Annotated in this window: 1 protein-coding gene; it reads left to right on the top strand. The window is 68.0% G+C overall.

Annotation, left to right across the window (positions count from 1 at the left end; translation table 11 throughout):
* Positions 1-110 precede the first annotated feature (110 nt).
* A partial coding sequence (locus KVA01_RS12540) for an ISL3 family transposase (RefSeq protein ID WP_141270580.1) occupies positions 111-1,422 on the top strand: 1,312 nt, incomplete at its 3' end.

Consider the following 1,422-nt stretch of genomic DNA (forward strand, 5'->3'; position numbering starts at 1 on the left):
GGCTCTTCGCAGTTGAGGGTGTAGCGACGGCTGGCGCGTCGGTCCCGGGATAGGCGTCGAGGTCTCCCGAGGATGGAAGTTCTCACACTCACCATCCGGAAGACCTCGACGTGCCTGACGCTACTCCGCAGGCGGGCTTCGCCTGTCCTGCCCTGACCACGTTCTGTCGACTCGACGAGCTCGGCCTCGAAGCGATCGGTCAACGACTGGAGCCCGACGGCGCGGTCCTGTCGTGTCGCGTCCTCGAACCTGATCTCTGGTGCCGCCGCTGCGGCTGCGAAGGCGTTCCCCGCGACACCGTGCTCCGCCGGCTTGCGCATGAGCCACTGGGCTGGCGACCCACCCTGCTGGAGGTGAGCGTGCGCCGCTACCGGTGCACCGGCTGCGGGCACGTGTGGCGCCAGGACACGAGTCTGGCCGCTGAGTCGCGGGCGAAGTTGTCGCGCCGCGGGCTGCGCTGGGCGCTGGAGGGGATCGTCGTCCAGCACCTGACCGTCACCCGGGTCGCCGAAGGACTCGGCGTGGCGTGGAACACCGCCAACGACGCCGTGCTCGCCGAGGGCAAGCGCGTCCTGATCGACGACAACATGCGGTTCGCTGGCGTCGCTGTGATCGGTGTGGACGAGCACGTGTGGCGCCACACCCGCCGCGGCGACAAGTACGTGACCGTGATCATCGACCTCACCCCCGTGCGCGACGGCACCGGCCCAGCACGCCTGCTCGACATGGTCGAAGGCCGCTCCAAGCAGGCCTTCAGGACCTGGCTCGCCGACCGTGACGACGCATGGCGCGCCGCGGTCGAGGTGGTCGCGATGGACGGGTTCACCGGATTCAAGAGCGCTGCTGCCGAGGAGGTTCCCGACGCGACCGCGGTGATGGATCCCTTCCACGTGGTCCGCCTGGCCGGCGATGCCCTGGACAGGTGCCGGCACCGGGTCCAGCTCGCGATCCACGGCCACCGCGGCTACAAGGACGATCCGCTCTACAAGTCCCGCCGAACCCTGCACACCGGCGCTGGGCTGCTCACCGACAAGCAGATCACCAGGCTCAACGACCTATTCGCCGACGACGCTCACGTCGAGGTCGAAGCGACCTGGGGCATCTACCAGCGCATGATCGCCGCGTACCGCCACGAAGACCGACGCCAGGGCCGCGAACTCATGGTCCGGATCATCGAGTCCCTCAGCACCGGTGTGCCGAAGGTGCTGACCGAAGTCATCACTCTCGGACGCACCCTGAAGAAGCGAGCCGAGGACGTCCTGGCCTACTTCGACCGGCCCGGCACCAGCAACGGACCCACCGAGGCGATCAACGGCCGGCTCGAACACCTCCGCGGCTCAGCCCTAGGGTTCCGCAACCTCACCAACTACATCGCCAGATCACTGCTCGAGACGGGAGGCTTCAGATCCCAGCTACACCCTC

This window comes from Kocuria varians, from assembly GCF_006539885.1.
Taxonomy (GTDB): domain Bacteria; phylum Actinomycetota; class Actinomycetes; order Actinomycetales; family Micrococcaceae; genus Kocuria; species Kocuria varians.